Source organism: Tateyamaria pelophila (genome assembly GCF_019966495.1).
In the GTDB taxonomy this organism is placed as follows: Bacteria; Pseudomonadota; Alphaproteobacteria; order Rhodobacterales; family Rhodobacteraceae; genus Tateyamaria; species Tateyamaria pelophila.
This window is the reverse complement of the sequence record NZ_JAIMIA010000061.1, coordinates 22,925-29,226: the sequence shown is the minus strand read 5'-3', so window position 1 is coordinate 29,226 and position 6,302 is coordinate 22,925. Positions and strand designations below refer to the sequence as shown.

Genomic DNA, 6,302 nt, shown 5'->3' with positions numbered 1-6,302 from the left:
AAGGCCTATATCAAATGGGAATGCCAGGATGCGTGATCATGCCAAATCCGAATTTCCAGACGTGGGGTTGCTCAATCTGCTCAAAGCGCGATGCATGTAGTCTTCCACATTGGGGTGCACGCGCCGCATTCTGTCGAAGACTGCGCGGGCTTCGCTTTTCTTTCCCTTTTCGACAAGGGCGGATATCTGAAACGCTTGTATCCAAAAAACATCGCGATGTTGCGCACCATGAAGTGCTTCGTTGGAAGACGCATCGGTTGGATCGTACAACGCGGCCATACCGACCCGAATGGACTCAAATACTGAGCAGTCTGCATTTTGCTTTTCTGCGCCGTCACTGGGACCATGATCCAAGGCCGATAATGTTCGCAGCAAATTGAAATCATCGATTTGAGACCCAACCGGCTGCATGTTCTGGATACGAGAAAGGGCACGGCCAATCAAATCCTGCCTGCATCCGGATACGCCAGCGTATCCAAGCGCCAGAGTGGCCCAAATACTTTCGGGTCTGTCTTCAATCAGCGCTTCTGCGGCGTCTTGGGGTATGGGGAATACCGACTGACCTTGTCACGCCTGATCGAAAATGGATCTCTGCCGCAGGGCGATACATTCTCTGTGAGCGCCGATCAGGATTTCGGCGACAGGTTGGGAGCTTTTTTTCGCTATGCGCACGCGGACGATACGTTTCGAGATTTCAGAAAACGGATCGCCGCAGGACTGATCGTAAAACGCCCGTTGGGATTTGAGTATGACCGTGCCGGGTTCGGAGCATGGCATGGCACGCCCACCGACCAATCGCTCAGAACCGAAACAGGGGTTGAGATCTACTACCGGGCTCAGGTGTCGCCCTTCCTGCAAATCACACCGGACATTCAGATCGTGTTTGATCCCGCAAATTCGACCCGATCCTCCGAGGTGATCTTGGGTCTTCGGCTCCGAATTGAACTCTGAAAGGCAAACTTATGCAACGCACAGAAAGTCCCCGCTCCAGTCTGGTTGTCGTCACTGCGACCAGCCTCGCTTGGATATTTACCAGCGCCCCTCCGGTTTACGCTGATGTTCTCAAGGGCGCGGTTGTCGGCGCAGGCGTAGGCACCCTGGTTGGCGGCAAGAAAGGGGCGCGAAACGGTGCCGTCGTCGGCGCCATCGCAGGCGGCGTCAAGCGCAGCAAAAAGAAAAAGAGGTAAGGCCGATGACCACTTATCAACTCAGAACACTGGCGACTGCAGGTCTTGCGACGCTTTTGTGTTCCCCGATCGCCGTGCAAGACAGACCGACAGAAGAAATCCTCAGCGAAGCCCAACCGGAGCAATGGGCTGCGGTATCACATGATGTCCGAAATCGACCTGCGCGGTTGGCAGGTTGTCATGGACGAAGTGCTTGCCGAAGCAAAGGAAAACGGCAAACCGATGTTCATTTCATTCGACATCGCCGCCATTGATCCGGCCTTCACCGCCGGCACGGCCACAACCGGCTAGAATACTACGGGCCCGGACAGTTGGTGACCGTCTTGGGATGGGATTTCAGCGCGCAGATCCGGGAGCTTGAACCTGGCGAATGGACAGGGCCAATCCGCTCTGGGCGCGGCTGGCACCTCGTTCGTTTGGATGCCTTTCATCCACCCAAGACCCTGCCCCCGGACGAGTTGAACCGCATATTGCGTGAAGACTGGACACAGGCCTACAGCCAACGCAGTTTCGAAAGACGTCTGGATAACATGCGCGCCTCCTATAAAATCGACCTGCCCTCATCCATGGAACCACAAACGCGTCTACCGGATTTACTGCGAGCTGGAACTGAACCTTCGGATCAAACCCCGCAAGCGGTTGAAGCGCGACAAGCCTGACGCGCTGGCGGTGCCTGAGGCCCCAAACATCACTTGGTCGATGCATTTCATGGCCGACCGTCTCGGTGATGGTCGGGCGTTCCGGCTGCTGAACGTGTTGGACGACTTCAATCGCGAAGGGCTGGGGATCGAGGTCGACTTTTCGCTGCCCCCAAAACGGGTCATCCGCAGTTTGGACAGGATCATCGAATTGCGTGGCAAACCCGGGACGATCAGGGTGGACAACGGCCCGGAATACATCAGTGGAAAGCTGCTGATCTGGGCTGAGAAACTGGGTATCTCGATCCAGCACATCCAACCCGGTCAGCCGCAACAGAACGCCTACATCGAGCGCTACAACCGCACCGTCCGGCATGAATGGCTCGACCAATACATCATCGAAAGCATCGAGGAGGCTCAAGATCACGCTACACAATGGTTATGGACTTACAACACCGACCGACCCAACATGGGCATTGGCGGCATCACTCCCGCCCAGAAACTGAAAATGGCCGCGTAAGTTCTACGGATGCACCCCATTAAAAATGGGGGGATTACCCCTTCACCAACGGCCCATACCCAGAGCTGTTTCAACAAGTTCACATTCTTCGCTATCGTTTGAGCTGATAGACCTGTTGGGCTGCGATGATTGCAGACGGAGGGGAGGTAGACGTCTTGGAACCGTTTGGCTGTTTCTGGGGTCACGTCCTCCAAGCAGGCGGTGCCTGTATCGTCCGATAGAGAGGCGCGAAGATGCTTGATAGCGGTGTCAAGGTTCATCAACGTGGATCGTTTCAAAGGATCGTAGCCATACGGATTTCTGACCTTCCTTGCTTCTACATACTGAGAGTGGGCCAGACCGAGGGGGAACCCTTTCCCTGTAGCTACACGAGCGAACCGCTGAAGTCGCGTCTGGGAGAGACCACGGGCGTGAGCTTGCTCCAGCTTGTCAGTCATAACCAGCTCGATACCGACGTGCTGGGGGTTATCGGCTTTCTCGCGGGCTTCAGCAATCGCTTCGCGCCATTCTACAGCTGATGCAAGAGAGAAAGCAGCACCGTCACTTAAGCTGTCTTCAAGTCTTCGGATGTCGCCGAGTGCGATGTCTCTCAGTCTGCGGGCCTCAGGAAGGTGCCGTGTTCCCAGCCCTTTCTTTATCTCTTTGCCAAGTGGTTTGCCGTCCCATGGATTGGGGATGCCTACCAGATCTGGTGGCGTCACAAACCGGAATACCCAGCTCTTGCCGGGGCCGCGTGGTTGTACAAGGGAGCGCATGTCGCTGTCGTCAGTCTTCTTGTGGTCCATTATGGACAACAGCTTTTTGGACATCGCAATAATAACCCTGTAAAACCATATACTTGGAGTGGGTGGCGGAGGGAACGCGACTGGCGTCGAACCTTCTCTGCCCCTTAACCGATTGATTTTATTGCGCCGGTCTGTCGGTTCGAATCCCACCTGCTGCAAACGCGACCGAAATCCAACCAGGGTGTTTCCATCCTCCCTCACTTTCGTGATCCACGACCCGCCAAAGATAGTGCGTCTCGCCGTTAATCTTCACGAACACCTCGTCCAGGTGCACTGCCAGTTCGAATATGCGCGCATCTGGCTGACCCTTTTCTTGCGGATCTCTGCGGCAAACAACGGGCCAAACCTGTTCCACCAGAACCGAACCGTTTCGTGGCTGATTTCGATCCCACGCTCGTGCAACAGGTCCTCGACGTTTCGGAGCGAAAGCGGAAACCTGACGTACATCGTGACCGCCAAGCGGATGATCTCAGGACTGGTTTTGAAGTAGCGGAATGGGGGGCGTTTTCTCATCATAGCAGGCTACGAAACCGCCCTGCCCGCCTCAAGCTGGTTTCTTCTGACAGTGCCCGTTGGCACATTACGATGCCGTCGGGAGGGGCATCCATGCCATCACCTGAGCCGCGTCAAGAACCCGCCAAAACCAACGTAACACATTGAAAGATATTATTTTTTTCTTGCAATTCGGTTCTGTAGTGCCCCACTTAGATCACCATGCCCTGACCACCATTGATGTCGAGCGAAGCGCCGTTGACAAAGCCCGCCTCGGCGGAAGCCAGATAGGCGACGGCCGCGGCGATATCCTCAACCGTACCGTGACGACGAACCGGGATAGATAGCAGGACTTGTTCGCGCTCCTCGGGGCTTTGCCGCTCTTCCAGCAGGCCCTTGACCCGCGGTGTCAGGATCGCGCCCGGGCACAACGTGTTGCACGTTATGCCATAGGGGCCGAATTCCTGAGCGACCTGGAGGGTGAAGGCCTGCATCGCGCCTTTAGAAGCGGCATAGTTGGCCCCTGCAAAAAGGCTGCCGAACCTGCCCGCCTTAGAACCCATATTGATGATCCTCCCAAACCCCGCCTCGATCATGTGCGGGATCACAGCCCGGGTGGTGCGCACGCAGGCGGTGACATTGACGGCCATGACGCGGTCCCAGTGCTCATCCGTCTGCTCGAGAAACTTGAACGGCGTGTGCAGCGATCCGCCAATGTTGTTGAGCAGGATGTCGATCCGACCTTCTTGCGCCGCCATCTCGGCCACCGCCATCCGGACTTCGCCCGCATCGGTCATGTCCAGCGCGCGGGTCTTGAGGCGCAGCCCCTCTGCCTTGGCTTCTTTGGCCGTGGCGACGAGAGCCGCCTGGTCGCGATCCCAGATCGTAACGTTGGCACCTTCGCGCGCCAGCCGGAGCGCAACACCCCTGCCCAACCCGCTACCACCGGCAGAGATCAGTGCGCACCGGCCTTCAAAGCGGGTCATTGTCACAGGCATCCTTGTGGCTTGCATCAGGATCCACCTTGACATCGATCACCACCGGACCGCCCATCTTGTGGGCCTCGTCCAGCGCGTCGCGGATCTCGTCGCGATGGAAGACAGTCATGCCCTTGGCTCCCATCCCCTCCGAAACCTTTGCGAAATCCACATCGTTGAAATCGACCGCGATCCGCTTCTCGCCCAGATTGTCACGCACCATGCCCAAGCCGGAATTATTTGACACCATGTAGACGACGTCGAGGTTCTGTTGAACGGCTGTGGGCAGGGTCTGAACCGTCATCATGAACCCGCCATCGCCCACCAAGCTGGTGACGCGCCGTTCCGGGCGCACCAGCTTGGCTGCCGTGGCTGCGGGCGGGCTCCAACCCATCACGCCCGTGCCGCCGGGCACCATGAGCTGGCCCGGATAAGGCATCCGCAAGCCGAAGGTTGCCCAGATCCGTTGCGCGCCCGCGTCCAGCGCCACCAGATCGTCAGGGCCAAGGAAATCCTGCAACCCGCGCACCACATCCGTGTGATGCACCGTTCCCTGGGCCGCGGGCAGGTCTGGAAGTTCGAAATATCCGTTCTTTTTCTTTACTGCCATGCCCGCGCCGGTGCGGGAGGCCGCATTTGCGGATGACAGTCCGATCTCGTCCAGGATAGCCAGCACATCGCCGACATCACCGGTCACCGCTAGGTCCACCGGATAGACCCACCCCGCATTGCGCGGATCGACATCGACCTGTACCAGCGTCTGCTCGCCCGGCCGGATCAAACCGGGATCCCGGAACCGGGTATAGTCGGGGCCCATCGACGCGCCCAGCATCAGCACGAGGTCGGCCTGGGCCAGCACCCGGTTGGCCGCAGCGTGGCCCCACGTGCCCAGCATCCCGGCGCAGATATCCGAGGTTTCGGCAATCACGCCCTTCGCATTGTAGCTGGTCACCACCATGATCCCAGCCGCCTCGGCCAGCGCCTGAAGCTGCAGCCCCGCCTCAGCCGCGTTCACCCCATTACCGGCCACGATCACCGGACGGTCCGCCCCGTCCAGCATTTCTGCCAACCGCCCGATGGCTTCTCGGTCGGGCCGAGCCGGTGTATAGGCGTGGTAGCCCGCGCTGGGATAAAGCGTGGGCTTGGCAGTGGCCTCCATTTCGGCCCGAATGATCGGTGTTTTCATCACCACCGCCGCCGGCCCCATGCGCGGCAGCGAGGCATGCTTGACCGCCATCTGCGTTCCAAAGACCGCCTCCTCCGGCGTGGTGGCATAGGTTGCGTATTTGGTGATCGGTTTGAGCGAGGCCAGAGCATTGGCCCCACCGTAATCACCTGTCATGGTCTGATACACGCCCATTTGGCCATAGCCATCGTAATCAGAGGTTTCGGTCAACACGACCATGGGGGATCCCGCGAAATGTGCCTCAAGAATGCCAAGACTGCCCATGGTGGTGATCCATGGGCCTTGCCCCATGAGGACTGAAGGTTTCCCCGTCAACCGCCCTGCGGCCTGCGCCATGATCGAGGCGATCCATTCGTTGCGCGTCAGCACAACATCGAAATCCGCCTTGGCGTCGTGGAAGGCTGGCAAAGACCATGTCACCCCCAACCCCGGCAGCGTGAAGGCACGGTCCACTCCGGACTCAATCAGGGTCCGGACGACCATTTCATTTGTCTTGGGCATGTTTAGGCTGTCCTTT

8 protein-coding genes and 2 pseudogenes are annotated in these 6,302 nt (G+C 58.2%); 5 read left to right on the top strand and 5 right to left on the bottom strand.

Annotated features, from left to right (window positions below; all coding sequences use genetic code 11):
* Window positions 1–36: 36 nt before the first annotated feature.
* The gene (locus tag LC354_RS17165) at window positions 37–444 is read right to left on the bottom strand and encodes a hypothetical protein (protein ID WP_223426124.1); all 408 of its coding nucleotides are present in this window, start codon (window positions 442–444) and stop codon (window positions 37–39) included.
* Between the two features lie 120 nt (window positions 445–564).
* Between LC354_RS17165 and LC354_RS17160 the strand changes: the two genes are divergently transcribed.
* The 5 genes and pseudogenes from LC354_RS17160 to LC354_RS17140 all read left to right on the top strand — a co-directional run.
* Entirely contained in the window at window positions 565–951 is a 387-nt protein-coding gene (locus LC354_RS17160; protein WP_223426122.1) for a carbohydrate porin, read from the top strand.
* Between the two features lie 11 nt (window positions 952–962).
* Window positions 963–1,187: a glycine zipper domain-containing protein gene (locus LC354_RS17155; protein ID WP_223426121.1), complete on the top strand. Its 225-nt coding sequence runs from the start codon at window positions 963–965 to the stop codon at window positions 1,185–1,187.
* 45 nt (window positions 1,188–1,232) lie between these two features.
* Window positions 1,233–1,478, top strand: a complete 246-nt coding sequence (locus LC354_RS17150) for an arginase family protein (protein WP_223426114.1) — start codon at window positions 1,233–1,235, stop codon at window positions 1,476–1,478.
* Window positions 1,479–1,501: 23 nt separating this feature from the next.
* Window positions 1,502–1,846 carry a peptidylprolyl isomerase gene (locus LC354_RS17145; RefSeq protein WP_223426112.1) on the top strand — a complete coding sequence of 115 codons (345 nt, stop codon included), beginning with the start codon at window positions 1,502–1,504 and terminating at the stop codon, window positions 1,844–1,846.
* Window positions 1,755–2,345: pseudogene (locus LC354_RS17140) on the top strand (IS3 family transposase); the annotation flags it as partial. The gene LC354_RS17145 and the pseudogene LC354_RS17140, both read left to right, overlap by 92 nt.
* On the opposite strand, the gene LC354_RS17135 reads toward LC354_RS17140, so the two are convergent.
* From LC354_RS17135 to LC354_RS17120, 4 genes and pseudogenes are all read right to left on the bottom strand, one after another.
* Window positions 2,273–3,154, bottom strand: coding sequence for a phage integrase SAM-like domain-containing protein (locus LC354_RS17135; protein WP_223426110.1), 882 nt, complete (start codon window positions 3,152–3,154; stop codon window positions 2,273–2,275). The pseudogene LC354_RS17140 and the gene LC354_RS17135 sit on opposite strands and share 73 nt — an antisense overlap.
* A gap of 172 nt (window positions 3,155–3,326) precedes the next feature.
* A pseudogene (locus tag LC354_RS17130) lies at window positions 3,327–3,643 on the bottom strand (IS6 family transposase); the annotation flags it as partial.
* A gap of 191 nt (window positions 3,644–3,834) precedes the next feature.
* Window positions 3,835–4,608 carry an SDR family NAD(P)-dependent oxidoreductase gene (locus LC354_RS17125; protein WP_223426103.1) on the bottom strand — a complete coding sequence of 258 codons (774 nt, stop codon included), beginning with the start codon at window positions 4,606–4,608 and terminating at the stop codon, window positions 3,835–3,837.
* On the bottom strand, window positions 4,595–6,286 hold the full coding sequence (locus LC354_RS17120) for a thiamine pyrophosphate-binding protein (RefSeq protein ID WP_223426102.1): 1,692 nt from the start codon (window positions 6,284–6,286) through the stop codon (window positions 4,595–4,597). Before LC354_RS17120 ends, LC354_RS17125 begins: the two co-directional genes overlap by 14 nt.
* Between the last annotated feature and the right edge of the window lie 16 nt (window positions 6,287–6,302).